Annotated in this window: 15 protein-coding genes; 5 read left to right on the forward strand and 10 right to left on the reverse strand. The window is 44.6% G+C overall.

The genetic code is table 11. The features are described from left to right. Positions 1-554 precede the first annotated feature (554 nt). Positions 555-2,189 carry an ABC-F family ATP-binding cassette domain-containing protein gene (locus tag KXD93_RS02035; RefSeq protein WP_308726276.1) on the forward strand — a complete coding sequence of 545 codons (1,635 nt, stop codon included), beginning with the start codon at positions 555-557 and terminating at the stop codon, positions 2,187-2,189. A gap of 397 nt (positions 2,190-2,586) precedes the next feature. Here KXD93_RS02035 and KXD93_RS02040 read toward each other — a convergent pair whose 3' ends face one another. The 8 genes from KXD93_RS02040 to KXD93_RS02075 form a co-directional block, all read right to left on the reverse strand. Next, entirely contained in the window at positions 2,587-3,651 is a 1,065-nt protein-coding gene (locus tag KXD93_RS02040; protein ID WP_258135194.1) for a helix-turn-helix domain-containing protein, read from the reverse strand. Continuing rightward, on the reverse strand, positions 3,576-4,169 hold the full coding sequence (locus KXD93_RS02045) for an AAA family ATPase (RefSeq protein ID WP_258135195.1): 594 nt from the start codon (positions 4,167-4,169) through the stop codon (positions 3,576-3,578). The genes KXD93_RS02040 and KXD93_RS02045 overlap by 76 nt, the downstream gene beginning before the upstream one ends. A 385-nt stretch (positions 4,170-4,554) precedes the next feature. After that, a complete protein-coding gene (locus tag KXD93_RS02050) occupies positions 4,555-4,794 on the reverse strand; it encodes a hypothetical protein (RefSeq protein WP_258135196.1) in 240 nt (79 codons plus the stop codon). Between the two features lie 126 nt (positions 4,795-4,920). Then, positions 4,921-5,760, reverse strand: coding sequence for a hypothetical protein (locus tag KXD93_RS02055; RefSeq protein ID WP_258135197.1), 840 nt, complete (start codon positions 5,758-5,760; stop codon positions 4,921-4,923). A gap of 177 nt (positions 5,761-5,937) precedes the next feature. After that, entirely contained in the window at positions 5,938-6,531 is a 594-nt protein-coding gene (locus KXD93_RS02060) for a YdeI/OmpD-associated family protein (protein WP_258135198.1), read from the reverse strand. 50 nt (positions 6,532-6,581) lie between these two features. Further along, positions 6,582-6,965 carry a DoxX family protein gene (locus tag KXD93_RS02065; protein WP_258135199.1) on the reverse strand — a complete coding sequence of 128 codons (384 nt, stop codon included), beginning with the start codon at positions 6,963-6,965 and terminating at the stop codon, positions 6,582-6,584. A 7-nt stretch (positions 6,966-6,972) separates the two neighbouring features. Then, the gene (locus KXD93_RS02070; RefSeq protein WP_258135200.1) at positions 6,973-7,440 is read right to left on the reverse strand and encodes an SRPBCC family protein; all 468 of its coding nucleotides are present in this window, start codon (positions 7,438-7,440) and stop codon (positions 6,973-6,975) included. Positions 7,441-7,446: 6 nt separating this feature from the next. Further along, entirely contained in the window at positions 7,447-7,770 is a 324-nt protein-coding gene (locus KXD93_RS02075) for an ArsR/SmtB family transcription factor (protein ID WP_258135201.1), read from the reverse strand. Between the two features lie 194 nt (positions 7,771-7,964). On the opposite strand from KXD93_RS02075, the gene KXD93_RS02080 reads away from it, so the two are divergent. The 4 genes from KXD93_RS02080 to KXD93_RS02095 all read left to right on the forward strand — a co-directional run bounded on the left by KXD93_RS02080 (position 7,965) and on the right by KXD93_RS02095 (position 13,532). After that, the gene (locus tag KXD93_RS02080; RefSeq protein WP_258135203.1) at positions 7,965-8,537 is read left to right on the forward strand and encodes a peptidylprolyl isomerase; all 573 of its coding nucleotides are present in this window, start codon (positions 7,965-7,967) and stop codon (positions 8,535-8,537) included. 150 nt (positions 8,538-8,687) lie between these two features. After that, positions 8,688-9,422: an AAA family ATPase gene (locus tag KXD93_RS02085; protein WP_258135204.1), complete on the forward strand. Its 735-nt coding sequence runs from the start codon at positions 8,688-8,690 to the stop codon at positions 9,420-9,422. A 208-nt stretch (positions 9,423-9,630) separates the two neighbouring features. Further along, the gene (locus tag KXD93_RS02090; protein WP_258135205.1) at positions 9,631-13,227 is read left to right on the forward strand and encodes an ABC transporter permease; all 3,597 of its coding nucleotides are present in this window, start codon (positions 9,631-9,633) and stop codon (positions 13,225-13,227) included. Positions 13,228-13,274: 47 nt separating this feature from the next. Continuing rightward, a complete protein-coding gene (locus KXD93_RS02095) occupies positions 13,275-13,532 on the forward strand; it encodes a hypothetical protein (RefSeq protein WP_258135206.1) in 258 nt (85 codons plus the stop codon). 155 nt (positions 13,533-13,687) lie between these two features. On the opposite strand, the gene KXD93_RS02100 is transcribed toward KXD93_RS02095, so the two are convergent. Continuing rightward, positions 13,688-13,969, reverse strand: a complete 282-nt coding sequence (locus KXD93_RS02100; protein ID WP_258135207.1) for a hypothetical protein — start codon at positions 13,967-13,969, stop codon at positions 13,688-13,690. 218 nt (positions 13,970-14,187) lie between these two features. Further along, positions 14,188-15,600, reverse strand: a complete 1,413-nt coding sequence (locus KXD93_RS02105) for a DUF3863 domain-containing protein (RefSeq protein ID WP_258135208.1) — start codon at positions 15,598-15,600, stop codon at positions 14,188-14,190. Positions 15,601-15,602: the final 2 nt, after the last annotated feature.

The raw sequence follows: 15,602 nt of genomic DNA on the forward strand, positions 1-15,602 counted from the left end.
ACCATTATTGTACCGTCTGTCCAAGTGTCTCATCATAGCCATTAACCTAAGAGATTTTTTTTGAAGTTAATGATTACAGGGCTTCGCCGATGGCCGAAACCGCTTAGATTTTTCCATATTTGTATAGCTTTATTTTAATGAAAAGGCGGTTGTTTTCCAGATATTTAATGAAATCTTTAATCCTTTGGTTAACGGCTATGCGGGACGCTTGAACCGGGGGGCAGAAATTTGATCGCATGCTATAATTAACCCAGTTCCAGCCCAAATTCCATGCCTTGCAATTCATGGATCAGGCGCAGCTTACGATGGCGCTCAACCGGTTGATACTACGCTATAACGTCTCCGCAACATTTGATCCGTGTAATATTGGTTAGTCTAAATTCCCGTTACTTTTCTATCGGCTACCTAAACGCGGGCCACAAGCGAGGGTTACGGCAGCGACAAAATGCCTGCGGTAGCTGGGGCGTTTAGAAAAAGTCTCCGGAAGTTAAGCCGCATAATGAAAACCTATGACTTTCGTTTATCTTTGCGGCTGATTTCAATATTCCCATACTGTGATAAATGTAAATAACATTTCCGTTTCATTTGGCGGAACCACCTTATTTAGTGACGTAACCTTCCCGATAAACGAGAACGATAAAATAGCCCTGATGGGTAAAAATGGTGCCGGTAAATCCACCATCCTTAAAATCATAGCGGGCGAAGCCAAGCCTACCACCGGCAGCGTGACCGGCCCCAAAGAAGCCGTAATTGCCTATCTGCCTCAACATTTGCTTACGCTGGATAAGGTTACCGTTTTTGAAGAGACCATGAAGGCCTTTGCAGAGGTAAACCAAATGCAAAAGGAACTTGATGAGGTGAATGAGCAGCTTAATATTCGTACGGATTACGAGAGCGATGAGTATATGAAGCTGATTGAAAGGGTATCGGAACTCAGCGAGAAGGTTTATACAGTAGAAGAAACCAATTACGATGCCGAGGCGGAGAAGGTACTCAAGGGCCTGGGTTTTGAGCGGAAGGACTTTGGCCGGCAGACTTCTGAGTTTTCCGGCGGCTGGCGCATGCGGATAGAACTGGCCAAAATTTTATTAAAGAAGCCTGATCTTATTTTATTGGACGAGCCGACCAATCACATGGATATTGAGAGTATCCAGTGGCTGGAAGACTTCCTGATCAATTCGGCAAAGGCCGTAATGGTGATCTCGCACGACCGTGCTTTTGTAGATAACATCACCAACCGGACCATTGAAGTGACCATGGGCCGGATCTATGATTATAAAGCCAAATACAGCCATTATCTGCAGTTACGTGCCGACCGCCGTGTGCACCAATTGAAGGCTTACGAAGAGCAGCAGCGATTTATTGCCGATAACCAGGAATTTATAGACCGCTTTAGGGGCACTTACTCCAAAACTTTGCAGGTGCAATCGCGCGTGAAGATGCTTGAAAAGCTTACCGTTATAGAGATCGACGAAGTAGATACTTCTGCTTTACGGTTGAAATTTCCACCGTCACCACGTTCGGGCCAGTACCCGGTAATAGTGGAAGATCTGACCAAAACCTATGGCGATCATGTAGTTTTCAAAAACGCATCTATGGTGATAGAGCGGGGAGAAAAGGTTGCTTTTGTCGGCAAAAACGGGGAAGGTAAATCCACCATGATCAAAGCCATCATGAACGAGATAGATTTTGAAGGAAGTTTAAAGGTGGGGCATAATGCCAAAATTGGGTACTTTGCCCAGAACCAGGCCGCCTTGCTTGATGAAAACTTAACCGTATTTGACACCATTGATCAAATCCAGTTAAGTGATGGTACGCTAAAGATCAAAGATCTGTTAGGTGCGTTTATGTTCAGCGGTGATGACACCACCAAAAAAGTCAAGGTACTTTCCGGGGGAGAAAAAACCCGTTTGGCCATGATCAAGCTGCTGTTAGAACCCGTGAATTTATTGATACTGGATGAGCCTACCAATCATTTGGATATGAAGACCAAAGACATTATCAAAGATGCCCTTAGGGATTTTGATGGCACTTTGATCCTCGTGTCGCACGATCGTGATTTTTTAGATGGCCTGGCGCAAAAAGTATTTGAATTTGGTAATAAACGTGTACGCGAGCACTTTGAGGATATCAAAGGGTTTTTAGCCTATAAAAAAATGAATAGCTTAAAAGAGATTGAGCAAAGCTAAAAAGTGATTTCATGGTGTCATTACCGTCAGGACAAGTTTATATTGAATTGGAAATGGGGTGTCATCCTGAGCCTCTCGAAGGACGACGTGTGCAGCGGCCTGTCCACGTGCTGAGCATGTTGCAGAGTGGACTCACCCGGAGACGCTACGCTGTCCGACCTCTCTTCCGCAAGCGGTAAAGAGGTAAGAAAAAAAGAAATACAAATTTCATCCCCTCTTTGCGCAGCAGAGAGGGGTGGCGAGCGCAGCAACGCCGGGGTGAGTCAAATATACGCGCGGCGTTAACGCAAATGTCCTGGCGTGGACTTGCCCGGAGACGTTGCCACCATACCGTCATTGCGAGGAACGAAGCAACCTCTGCGTAGGACAATCAACGGACCTTAATTTCGGTGGGACCTTACGACCGCTGTTTGGTCGCCACAATGCTATTGCTTCCTGATTTGCATGTGTAGAGGTTGCTTCGTTCCTCGCAATGACGCGTGGGGGAGGCCTTTTCGCGCGTCGTCGTCCTAAGTATATGATCCAGCAGTTCTGGCGAGAGCAGTTCATCAATTGTTGATGTTTTTCGGATTCGCTCGGGGCCAGGATTCTCACTGATTGTTGTATGCTCTGTCTGTGTCTCCGGCGAGATTGCATAGTTCGTTAACCCCTCCCTGCCCTCCCAAGGTCGGGAATTTGCAGGCGGGTTGTTTTGGTCATTGGTCATTAGGTCATTTGCATATACTTCTCCATCCGCACATTTTTCCTCCACATCTGCACATGCTTCTTCCTCATTCGCACATCCACGCATCCGCATATCCGCACATTCTTCCCCATCTGCACATCTAAGGAGCCTATTTACCGTAGTCAAACTTATGTTTAACTGTTTTGCGATGTCGCGCTGGCTGAAACCTTTGGCGGAGAGGGCTGCTATTTTTTGGGCCAGTTGCAGGCGGTCTGTGGCGGTGCGGGTGAGCAGGTGGAGGCGTTCGGGGCTGTGGCCTTCGAATGCGAAATGTAAAAAGGCGCCGGGTTTTTGGATGCGGCAGAGGCATACATTGTCGTGGCCGTAGCGCTGGCGGGTGTTGCGCTGCTTGATCTGTTTGAGGTAGCAAAGCTCATTGTCGAGGGTGCTTTTGCCAATGGCAAAGGCGCTGTCGGCAAAGTTGACGAGGAGTTTGCTGCCGTGCAGGTCGTCGGAACTGATGGGTTGTGTGGCGTTGCGCCGTTTGGGGGTATGCGCCAGTACGAGGATGGACAGGTTGTGGTCGTTTTTTAGCGACTTAAGGCTTTTCATGAGCACAAGCGCCACCGCCGAATTTTCGGTGCCGCCGCGCAGGCAGGTGATGTTGTCGATGATGAGCACCGTGGCCTTACACTGGGTTATTTTATATTCAATGGCCGCAATCAGCAGCTCGTTTTCGTCGACATTGGGCGGCGGGTCGGGCAGGAAATTGTATTGTGCGCGGAAAAAGTTATCCAAAATTGGTGATCCTCTTCGCCCTTGCTGTACCGCATACCGAACTGGGTTTTGCTCAGCTCGAAATCGATGTAGAGCACCCGGGCGGGCGGCGCCTGGCAGGCAAAGGGTGCGAGGCTTTGTCCAAGCTCGAAATCGATGTAGAGCACCCGGGCGGGCGGCGCCTGGCAGGCAAAGGGTGCGAGGCTTTGTCCGCGTGCGATGCTTTCGCCAATCTGCACAGCGAGTATTGATTTGCCGATATTGGTATCCGCAAACAGCATACAGAGTTCGCCCCAGTGCCAAAGCTCGCCGAGCAGCATTTTGGCTTCGGGTTCGCGGCGGGCCAGCTCGAGCCAGCGGTTGCCTCTTTCGATGGTGAACAGGCGGTGAGCGTCTTCGGGCGTGGGTCGTGCGCGTTCGGGGCGTTGTTTTGTAGCCGGACGGAGCGGTAGTCCTCGGCTTTCGGCGCGCAGTTGTTCGATGTAGGACGGGCGTTCGGAAGAAGGTCCGAAGGAGTTCCGGGGAGGGTAGGTTGGCATGGTGATAATGGATTACTACAAATTTACGGAGTTGATTTGGTTAAAGTGCTGACACTGTTTTGTCAGTGGTTTGAGAGGTGGGTGATGTTATTAGGTTGAGAGGCGCGCGATACCGGCGTGAATGCAATTGCGTGAATGCATGGCGGTTTTACACTCCCCGCCGACGCTTCGCTGGGCGACCCTCCCTTTGCTGCGCAGAAGGAGGGTATTAAAAACAGTAGTGGGGCAGGGATGTAAAAACTAAATTGTCTGATAATGAACGTGTTTCAAAGTGTTCCGGGTGTTCCATGTGAAAAAACGGAACGCTAACCCGCCCGGGCAAGATTGCATTAGCATATACTAACAGGAAGTGAATAAACAGGAATTCGAAAATATCCAGGTTCTTTTACCAAAATAAACCAAGGGTTTCTTTCTTCTTGTCGCGGTAGCTCCATTCTTCACCTTCTTTTAATTCAGGGTACTGGTAACGATCGTCTTTTATAACGATATAAACCATCCCTATTATAAGGAATGGCGATGCCAGAAACATACATACCAGAAGAGGTGTCGAACATCCTGAAAAAAATAGAACCAGGTAGGTTACTAAATATAAAGTGACCGTACCAACTGTGCTTTTTGCATTCATGATATCAGCGTTTTAGTGTCTTGTTTGATAACAAACTGACGGCATAAAAGTTTTTTGTCCCTTGATTAAGTGTGGTACATCAAACGCTCAATAAAATACTACTTTCCGTAATCAAATTTACATCTGTTAAAATTTAACCAGTAGCTTTTCAGAAACAAGCTTACCATCCTTGTAATACTCGAAAAACCAGGCGTCGTTCTTTTTCAGTACTATTCCGTTAGCAGTAGCATTGTTGGCTATAAAATAATTCTCCGCCGAAGTTTTCAGGAGGGTTAAAACTATTTTCGGTGTAGTATCAATTAATTGATACCCGTTGACAATTGCCTGGGCATATAATGTACCAGCCGGCTGGTTGGTTACCGTTTCTGTTGTTTTTGCAGGGGGAACTGAAGTCGCTATTTTTGATTTTTCAGGTTCTGCCGAAGTTGCTGGAATAGTTATTTGTTTTTCTGGTGTTGTTGAAGCTACTGTTGTGGGTTTTTCAGCAGCTGTTGAAGCTGCTGATGTAACCACCGGCTGAGCTGGCTCATTGGTTGATCCTTTATTGACATACGAAACTTTGTCTAGCGATGCGAAAGCACCCTTCAAAGCCAAATAGTAGGCAGTTTTATAATCTTTTTCCCGACTTTTACCTTCCTTACTTTTGAAAACAACATTACCCCGGCAATCTTTTAATATAACCGTAAGGCTGGTGCTAAACATTCCGCTTTTTTCCAATACGTCAGCATTTAATGCGCTGCATTTATTGTTAGCTATGTCACTAGGCAATTCGGCATTATCAAAATAAACTGTAAAACCTTTATCTTGTAAAAAGCCTTTGGTATAGCTGTTTAGTGAGTACTGATCATTTTCCTTAAGGAAATTAAACTTTTCGGGCACCACTACATATTTGTAGTTATTAATGGTGTTTTGCGAATAGCTTGAAAAATAGATGAATAAAAAGAACACTAAAACATATCTTTTCATATAAAAGCGATTATAGAACTTAATCTAGATTATTAACCTGGTTTAAAAAATCGAAAATTAACAGTAATTGTATTGGTATTTGATAGCCCTAAAATTAGTGTTATTTTTTTGAAAATCTTAACCTGGCGATTATTGATGATATGTTAAAGGCTGTTCAATTTGTTTCTTATAGGTGTATTAATCATCCAACCCTTTTCCATCTAAAATTTGCGGGATCCATTTTTCAACCCTTTCCTGCCGGGTTTTGGATTGCTTGGCTTGCGAAAAATAAAGCAGGTACCCTTTTTGCCGCCCAGGTGTGAGTGCCTCAAAAGCTGTTTTTAAAGCAGGGATCCGTTCTAACTTATATTGAAATTCTTCGGGCATTTTGAAATCGTCTGTCTTTTTAAATTCCACCTTTAAACCAACTTTTTCAACTTCAATGGCTTCATAAATATAAGCTTTCAGGGTGGCCGCCATCGCCACAATCTCCTCGATATTGGTGAACCTGATTTGGCGCGCCGACTGCACATTCTCTGTTTGTTGTACCAGGATACCCTCGGGATCATTTAACAATACACCTTTAAAAAACAAAAACGCGCAGTACTCTTTAAATGTGTGGATCAATACGACGTTGTTTTTCTGAAGCGTGTAACACGGACAACCCCACTTCAATTCTTCAGTAAGTCCGCAGTCGAGAACGATCATTCTTAGTTTTTCGATTTCTTCCTGCCACTTTTTGGCTTTATTGAAATAGAAATCGACCTTGGGATTCATTTCTTGTGCTATCATGGTGTATGTATTTTGTTTAATGCATTTTCTTAGCAAACCTCGAAAATCTGCTATTGGTTTATGGAAATAATTTTTCTATCAGCAGGCCTCAAATACCATGATAATACAGTAAAAATGGCCAACACAACCGGGGCAATTATTTGAATTGAAACGTCATCGCTGGCAATATGCGAGATCACCGCTCCGCTCATTACGAAAAATATGCCTGCGTAGGCCCATTCCTTAAGCAATTTAAAATTAGGGATTAATATCGCAATTATGCCCAGCATCTTCCAAATCCCTATAAGCGAAATAAAGTAATTAGGATACCCAAGGGGTTTAAAACCCTGCACAACCCCTTTTACCTGCACAGCTTGTGCCAATCCACCCGAAAAAATACAAAAGGATAATAATACCGTAATTATCCAATACCAAAGCAACTTTCTCTTTCCCATGTTATAATTATTTTAATTTGTTTACGATGTCTTGCAACCTGTTATGCGCCATGTTTATACCCTGGGCAAAAGGCAGCTTCAACATTTGATCCCGGAGAGCAACTGATTTATATATCGAATGTATAGTGAGTTTGCTGGTGTCGTCGGTGAGCTGTTCAAATTCTAAAAACTCAAGCTGAACCCCAAAAGGTGCATTTTCCATTTCAAATGTCCGTGTGATTTTCTGGTTTGGAATAAACTCGTGGATTACCCCATTCGCCCGAAATACCACGTTTCCTTTAGCATCAGATGTTTCAAACTGGTAACTGCCGTTTTTTTTGGCTTCGAGTTTCAAAACCTTCGTTCCCATCCATTGTTCAACAATTTCGGGTTCAATATGGGCTGTGAAAAGCAATGCTAACGGGAGGTCAAATTCCCTCGTAATTGTCAGGCCTTGCTCGTCGTCGTTTGCGCTGATTTTTGTTTTTAGTTCCATCGTAATCTAATTTTTGGGTTTATAGTTTTTCATTATGCTTTCCAGTTTATTGAACCTGTCATCCCACATTTGGCGGAATGGCTCTATGAAGTCTGCTACTTCCTTCATGTTTTTTGCGTTGATATAGTAGTAAATTTCCCTGCCATTTTGCTTTTGTTGAAGTAATTCGCACTCGGTAAGGATCTGCAGGTGTTTTGAAACTGTTGGCCTGGCCGTATCAAAATTTGAGGCTATTGCGCCTGCCGTCATGGTTTGTGAGGCAACCAACAGGAGTATAGCCCGTCTAGTCGGGTCGGCTATGGCCTGGAATACGTCTCGTCTTAAATTCATCGTGTAGTTATTTGACTACAAATATATATGTAGCTATTTAACTACGCAAATGTTTTTGAAAATTTTTTGATGCAATTGGGAGGAGGCTGGATTTGTAACAGCTAATTACCGGGCGTTGTCTCAAAAAGATTGAAATAGCGACCAACCAAACCGGATAAATAGTAACTTTCTCAATATTTTGATATAATCGCAACATGAAAAAAATTGTCGCCCTTTGTTTAGCACTAACAATATCATTCACTGCGTTTGCACAGAAGCTAGTGCACTGCTTGATTAAAACCCCGCTCGGTAATATTGCTATCGAGCTTTACCCCGCCAAAGCGCCGGTAACTGTGGCAAACTTTATGCAGTATGTCGACAAAAAGCTATACAATGGCAGCAGTTTTTTCAGGGTATGCACCCCGGCTAACGAAGCCACACGAAAAGTAAAGATCCAGGTGATACAGGGTGGCAATGTGCCTGAAAAGTCGAGCCTGCCGAGCATAAAAATTGAGACAACTAAAGTTACCGGGCTACTACACCAAAACGGCACACTTTCCATGGCGCGCAGTGGCCCAAACTCTGCCACAAGCGAATTTTTCATCTGTATCGGTAACCAGCCCGCTTTAGACTACGGCGGTGCCCGCAACCCCGACGGGCAGGGCTTTGCCGCCTTCGGTAAAGTAATCGCCGGTATGGGTGTTGTGAAAAAAATTCAGGCACAAAAAGATAAAGACCAATATTTGGTGGCGCCGTTGAAGATTTATAGTGTGAGTAGGGTGGAGTGATTAATTATCCCACTTACCTTGTCCGTGCCCGCGAAGTGTTCCATTTTTCACAGTGGAACACCCGGAACGCTATGAAACATGCTGATTATCAGTGTTTCTAATTTTGCTAGTTAGTAAATTATCCTAAATATGAAATATTAAAAGCACCACATGCCATTTTTATCTCAAATATCGCTCCCGCCTGTGCAGGATGGCAGTTACCTGCAAAACATCCCGAGCCTTAATAATGGGTTGCAACTCAGGCTGAAAAATAATGTTACATTTTTTGTAGGCGAGAACGGATCGGGTAAGTCTACGTTGCTGGAGGGGATTGCCGAACAATGCGGGTTCAGCCTGAGGGGAGGTAACAGGAACCACAATTTAAATACCGGGCATAGGTTTGAAGGGTATGAATCAGCATTAGCGCCATACTTGCAACTGTTATGGACGCCACGCCGGATCAACGAAGGCTTTTTCATGCGGGCAGAAAGCTTTTTTAATTTTGCTTCCTACATCGATGAACTGGCTGTGGACGACCGCCGCATTTTCAATGCCTATGGCGGGCGGTCATTGCATGAACAGTCGCATGGAGAATCTTTCCTCTCCTTATTTAACAACCAGTTTGAATCCGGCATCTATATCCTCGACGAGCCCGAGGCCGCCTTATCGCCGGCAAGGATCTTAGCTTTCATGTCGGTTATCCATGAACTTGATAGGAGCGGCCGGGCCCAGTTCCTGATCGCCACCCATTCGCCAATGCTTATTTGTTATCCGGGTGCCGCTATTTACCAGTTTGATGAAGACGGCGTTCGCGAAACAACGTACGAAAACACCGAACATTTTTATCTTACCAAATCGTTCCTGGATAACCCGGCGTTATATCTTCGCCACTTGATGGATGAGTAATAAGGCTTAAAGCAACCCCGGATAATACCCGGTGTAAACTTAAAAGCGTGCAAAACCCTCTTTCCAGGCGTTTGCGTGTACTGTCTTAAGTTTAAAAACGAACATCTTTCCGTTCGGTTTTGTTACAATTGTTCGTTTAAGTTATTTATTAATATTCTGCTTATTAATGTTTTATGAATTTGGAACATGAATTGATCTGATTGATTACTTGAAACTATATACATTTCATATTACTCTTTTTGATGCAGCGTTCTTTGGCGCGCTGTTTATCGGCCTTACTTTTATTTTGCTTTTGTGCTTTTCGAACCGGGAGAACCGTTCAGCTAACCGCTTTTTGACCATGGCGCTGGGTGTTGCTTTTTTGTGGATAGCAAGGATCTTAGCTATTGACATTCACCTGGCAGTTTTCGTTCCTTTTTGGAGCCGTTTACCGATGCAGTTTTCACTTGCGTTTGGGCCGCTTTTGTACTTTTATGTGTTGAAAATAGCCAGGCCGGAATATAAGTTCGGCCGGAAGGATTGGCTGCATCTTAGCCCGCTGTTGCTGGAGTTTGTTGCTTTTGCTTTGGGGGTACGGGAAAGTATCATAACAGGCACGGAAACTTACGATACAGAAATTTTGCACCGGTTAAACCCGGTTTTACAATTACTGGCTTTCATCTCGGTTATTAGCTATCTCTTTCAATGCCACAGGCTCATTGAAAATTACTATAAACAGCTCAAATTTAATGGCGGAGACCGGTACCGGCTGGAGCTGCGGTGGCTGGACAACTTATTGGCTGGTTTTGGGTTGGTATGGTTGCTGTGGATCCCCGTTGCGATTTTCTCCGCGGGCTTGCAAATCACCTGTTTTATGTACCTCCTTTTATTCTCTATGATGATTTGGATGGCGGCGAAAGCATTCTTGAGGCCGGAAGCGAGCGAAATAAATAATCCACCCGTGTTTTTAAAACCAACTATGCCAGCAGAGCTGAAGCAAAAAGGGGCCTGGCTAAAAAACGTGGTTAAAGAAAATCGCTGCTATGAAGATCCTGAACTAAGCCTGGGTTCACTAGCGATAAAGCTGGAGCTAACTACCCATGAACTATCCCGGATCATCAATACGGCGCTCAAAAAAAGCTTTAATGATTTTATTAATGAGTTTCGCGTTTGGGCAGTGACGCGGAAAATGCAGGATCCGGCGTATGATCATATCACCCTGCTGGGGATCGCATTTGAATCGGGGTTTAACTCCCAAAGCACTTTTACCCGCATTTTTAAGCAGGTAACGGGGAAAAGCCCGCTGGAATATAAAAATGATTTGAAAAAAGATTACCCATCTTATAAGTTGGGCAGTCATCCCGGGTTTGCGGAGGTAATTTCGAACCAGAAATCAAACCGCAATTTTATGTTTAAGAATTATTTTAAGACAGCCTGGCGTAACCTTACGCGTAATAAAAGTTACGCTGCTATCAATATTACCGGTCTGGCAATTGGTATCGCCGCTTGCCTGCTGATATTCCTGGTGGTTCAGTATGAAACGAGCTTTGACAACTTCCACACGAATAGGGAACGGATCTATCGGGTAGTAAATGTCACGCACGGCCCTGATGGCGTAAAGATGGGTGGCGGAACGCAAGTGCCATTAGCAGACGGTCTGAAGCTTGATTTTCCGCAATTAAAGAATGTAGGTTCTATTATGCTGAACGACGGTACGCATTACTCTATAGCCGGAAGCACCGTAAAAAAATTCAAGGAAGATTCTGCCTACTACGCTGACCCGCAATTCTTTCAGATATTTAATTTCAAATGGCTTGCCGGGGATAAGAAAACAGCATTGGCTGAACCAAATGCGATGGTATTGAGCCGCGCTGAAGCAGACAGATTTTTCGGCGACTGGAACACGGCAATGGGTAAAACGGTTAAATACGAAAACAAGCGCGATTTTAAAGTTACAGGTATCATTGAGAATACACCGGCAAATACCGATTTCCCGATGAGGTTATTGTTGTCATGGACTACGCTGGTAAGTAAGGGCGGCGATCTTAACGGCAACGTACAGGATTGGATAAGCACATTCAGCGACAGGAATACCTACCTAATTCTACCGGCAGGTATAACCGAAAAGCAGTTCAACGCCGACCTGGTTGCATTCGCTAAGAAGCACATCCCGCCACCGTATAATAAAACTAACTCCCTGCAATTGCAGCCGTTAACAGATATGCACTACGATACGTCGGTTGGCGTGTACGGTGGGCACCCATTTAGTAAGCAGCTCATTAATGTGATCAGCTTAATCGGCTTGTTTCTGCTGATTATAGCCTGTGTGAATTTCGTTAATCTTGCCACGGCCCAGGCTATAAACCGCTCGAAGGAGGTAGGGATCAGAAAGGTGCTGGGTAGTAACCGTTACCAGTTGGTGTTGCAATTTATCAGCGAAACACTCATCATCACCTTATTTGCAGTTATACTTGCCTCGGTAATTTCTATGATCGCATTACCACTGTTAAACGATCTGCTTGAAATACATTTGAGCGGCGACTTTTTACTGAATACATTGGTGCTCTTGTTTTTAATAGGTGTGGTTGTTGGTGTTACCCTCCTTGCGGGGTTCTATCCGGCCCTGGTGTTATCCGGGTTTAACCCGATAGAAGCGTTGAAAAACAAGATTAAAGCCGGACGCTCAAGCGGAGTCTCTTTGCGCCGGGTATTGGTAGTAACACAATTTTGTATCGCGCAATTCCTGGTGATTGGTACGCTGGTGTTGATCTACCAGATGAATTACTTTAAGAATAAATCGCTGGGGTTTAATAAGGACGCCGTAATTACAGTTCCGTTTCCGGGCGACAGCGTTAGTGAGACAAGGATAAATGCATTAAAAGAGCAACTCTTACAGCAACCGGGAATCAAGGACGTAAGTATCAGCCTATACGGGCCGGCCGAGAACAGCGGCTGGTTCAGTGATTTTAGGTTCGATAACGCGCCAAAGGCAGTCGACTTTAACTCAAGCCTGAAATGGGCCGACCCGGAATATTTCAAACTATACGATATCCGGTTTGTAGCCGGTGGGCCCTACAAAAACACGGATACCATATCCGGTTACGTGGTGAATGAAACGTTGATCCATAAACTGGGTATTACCGATCCAAAACAGGCCATAGGAAAATACATTATGCTATGGGGTGTTCCAAAACTGAATGCCCGGATAACCGGCGTGGTGAAGGACTTTAACGCAGGTTCGTTGCGAAAAGCTATACCGCCGGTTTTGATGGGGCCATGGAAGGATCATTATTCAAAGTTCAATATCAAAATTCAATCGAAGGATGTGCACCAAACGCTGGCTGGTATTGAAGGCCTATGGAACAAAACTTTCCCGGATGGCATTTACGAATATCAATTCCTCGACAAAACGATCGCTGATTTTTATAAAAGTGAGGACGAATTAGCCTCGCTTTATAAAATATTCGCCGGGATTGCCATATTCATTTCCTGCCTGGGCTTGTATGGCCTGGTATCATTTATGGCGGTGCAGCGCATTAAGGAAGTAGGGATCCGTAAAACATTGGGCGCTTCGGTAGGGGACATCGTGTACCTGTTCTCCAAAGAATTTACGGTGCTTATTGTTATTGCATTCGCCATCTCTGCACCGCTTGGCTATTATTTTATGCATGCATGGCTGGAGGATTTTACGTACCGGATCACCATTGGCCCCGGCATATTTATCCTGGCGATCATTACCTCGGTTTTTATTGCATGGATTACGGTTGGGTATAAATCCGTCAGGGCGGCGCTCACCAATCCGGTAAAGAGTTTGAGGAGTGAATGATATATTAAATTCCTGCATGATATGGTAATGACCAGTATCTTCGTTAAATGAATTCAAAAATATTTTCCTACAAGGTGCCGGGTGTAACGTTGCAAACAATTGATGATGATCTTAGCATCAGCCCGGTCTTTGACCGCAAGGCTATACTGGAACCGCTTAAAGAGATCTTTAAACAGGAGAACTATAAGATTGATGAGGCATCGCTCAATTACAAGCTGATTGACGACCAGCTGTTTATTCAAGGCTTAGCCATAGAAAACGAAGAACCAAAAATCGTAGGCTTCCGTTTTGGCAAAGGTGAATAGCGTATGATATGATGAAAATTTATTAAAACACTTGAAGAGCATCTGCGGAATGCTTTGCAAGTGTTTTACTTGAGCGTGGACACTCAAGGTCTAATTTGTTCAGGTGGGACACTTGAACAGGCTGCAGGACAATATACATGTTAGATCAGACCAGTTTATTTTTTTATCACGGTCATCCATTGGCTCTTTTGATGTTTTACAACACTATCCCCCACTACTACATTGTCTTCGTCGCCAACCCACCTTATCCATTCTAAATCAAATTGCTTATTATTTACAGTTATTGTTGGACGGTATTTACCAGATTCGTAAGATACTTTTTGAATCCTGCCGTTAAAATCATAATTCAACGTCCTGTAAATTTTGTAAGCAGAAAAACTCCAATACAATATAAATATTGAAAGAGCAGAATAAGCTAAATACTTCTTTATTTTCATTGCTATTTAACGGGAAATAAATTACTTCTTAGGTTTAACCTCTTTCTTAGGCTTGTTTTCGACAGATGTTTTACTAACAGACGCTGTAATAAAACGATGAAATATGTTGGATGCTTCTTTAGGGTTCTTCTGATGTGACATAGTACCAAGTTAATTTAAAATAGAGTGAGTTGCTCTTCGTTTATATCTTCGCCATTTGATGGATGAATAACGAAGTTTTACATTAACCCCGGATAATACCCCGTAATCAGATCCTGATCCTTTTTACTCAATTCCTTAATCAATTGCGGTTTATCCTGCGGCCTTAATCCTTTTTGGTTAATTTCATTGATCAGGCTCCAGTTTTTGTCAGGATGCGCCGGACTTGGGTCTGCGGGTTCTTTGGCGTGCAGGTCATACCGGGTAAAATCTATCACCATTTCGGGTGTGTTTTGGTGCCAGTCGTGTAATATTGCCAACCGGAATTCCTTGTTCATAAACCATTTGATCTCCAGGTTATTGTACGAGTCACCAAGACCCGAGCCGCGTTCCTCGAAGCGGTAATTCCATTTGTCGTTGTTTTTGTATTGGTTTCGCCAGATGTTACCATATTCGCCAAAAGTTACAAATTGGGTATCGGGCCAGCGCTTTTTGGTATCGGTTACCCACATCTCCAGCGCACCGCAGATCAGGTCCTTCCCAAACTCATAAACCAGCTGGGCTTCCCAGATATTGGTTACCCAGCCAAAGCCATTTAACTCAAAACCTTTGTCAAAATGGATGGACTGGGTGTGCATCACTTCCCTGTGCCCCAGATCCAATCCCCAGCCAACGTATGTTTCCAGCGGCCCGACACCGCGTCGACTGTTAAAGCCGGTTATCTTTTGATCCGATGCCCCGCTTCGGCGTGCGCAAATGAAGTCCATCGTCCAGCCATCTAAGTTTACGCAATCAATAAAGTCGCTGCTGTTTTGCGCGGGCTTGCAAAAATGCTCCTTCGATGGATAAAAAGGATAGGAGGGTGAGCCGTCCGCCCCGCCGCCGTCTATGTTCGACTGGCTCCAGATCACTGCATGGACCGCGTGGATCTTTTCCTTTTCTGCCAGGTATTGTAAATTATTGGCCGATAAAAATCCACCCATTATAGCCTGGGGCCGGTAACCCTTGCCTACAAAACCGGTGATTGTCTCAATCGCTTCGGTCATCTCCCGGTTTATCCGTTCGCGCGGCAGGTACATGGCCGGGAAGTATCCGGGGAAATAGGAAACTTCGTCGCCGTATTTTTCCTGGCATTCTGCAGCATAGTTCCTGATCTCAACATAATTCTTTCGTTTGTCTTCCAGCGCATTCAGCGTAAATCCCCAGGTAAGCCTGCCGTCAGGGTTGTTTTTGGCAAAGGCCTCCCGCATCCATTTAACGCCCTCCAAAGTATGCCATGCAGCTTCATCCCGCGGATGCAGTTTAACATCCCTGGACACCTCCCACGGTGTAGTTCGGATCATGATACAGAAGGTGACAAACCTGTTGCCATTTAGGGAAACAGGTGGCCGGTTGCTTAACAGTAACCCCATACCCTTAAATAAATCAGATCTGTTAGCTGCCAGGCCAGCGCCTGATATTGCAGCGCTTTGTACAAAAGTGCGTCTGTCCATAT

The organism is Mucilaginibacter phenanthrenivorans, assembly GCF_024721155.1.
GTDB lineage: Bacteria > Bacteroidota > Bacteroidia > Sphingobacteriales > Sphingobacteriaceae > Mucilaginibacter > Mucilaginibacter phenanthrenivorans.